1 protein-coding gene, 2 tRNA genes and 1 rRNA gene are annotated in these 562 nt (G+C 49.6%); 3 read left to right on the forward strand and 1 reads right to left on the reverse strand.

Going from position 1 to position 562, the window contains the following annotated elements; all coding sequences use genetic code 11:
* The 3 genes from rrf to KVT34_RS29725 form a co-directional block, all read left to right on the forward strand.
* Positions 1-75 (forward strand): 5S ribosomal RNA (gene rrf, locus KVT34_RS33035); the annotation flags it as partial.
* A gap of 91 nt (positions 76-166) precedes the next feature.
* A tRNA-Ile gene (locus KVT34_RS29720) sits at positions 167-243 on the forward strand.
* Between the two features lie 31 nt (positions 244-274).
* Positions 275-350 (forward strand) — tRNA-Ala (locus KVT34_RS29725).
* A gap of 9 nt (positions 351-359) precedes the next feature.
* On the opposite strand, the gene KVT34_RS29730 is transcribed toward KVT34_RS29725, so the two are convergent.
* On the reverse strand, positions 360-562 hold a 203-nt coding region (locus KVT34_RS29730; protein WP_217563242.1), incomplete at its 5' end, for a hypothetical protein.

Consider the following 562-nt stretch of genomic DNA (forward strand, 5'->3'; position numbering starts at 1 on the left):
AACACGACCGTTAAGCCTTCCAGCGCCGATGGTACTTGGACCGAAGGGTCCTGGGAGAGTAGGACGTTGCCAAGCGAACCCACTTTGTGGGTTTTTATTTTGCGAAAAGAGCAGGCGGTTGCTTGCTGGTACGCAAGACCAAAGTGAGTGAGAACTCACAACATACGGGCCCTTAGCTCAGCTGGTTAGAGCGCACCCCTGATAAGGGTGAGGTCGGTGGTTCGAGTCCACTAGGGCCCACCATTTTCCTGACAACCACATAAGGAACGATTTTGGGGCCATAGCTCAGCTGGGAGAGCGCCTGCCTTGCAAGCAGGAGGTCAGCGGTTCGATCCCGCTTGGCTCCACCAACACCGCCTTCATAATGGTCGTAATTTCCAGTAAATTACGGGTTGATCTGAAGATGTGTGATGTGGTAAGATACTTCTTGCCGCTTTGAGCGGTAACGAAGCAAGTTGATCCTTGAAAACTAGATAGCGAAACATGTAACTAGAATCATCCAAACCTTTTGGTTTTGATCGATGTAAAGCGAGGTTATATGCTGAGAAGTGATTTGTTAAGC

Origin of the sequence: Paenibacillus sp. GbtcB18 (assembly GCF_019091125.1) — a bacterium.
Lineage (GTDB): Bacteria > Bacillota > Bacilli > Paenibacillales > NBRC-103111 > Paenibacillus_F > Paenibacillus_F chitinolyticus.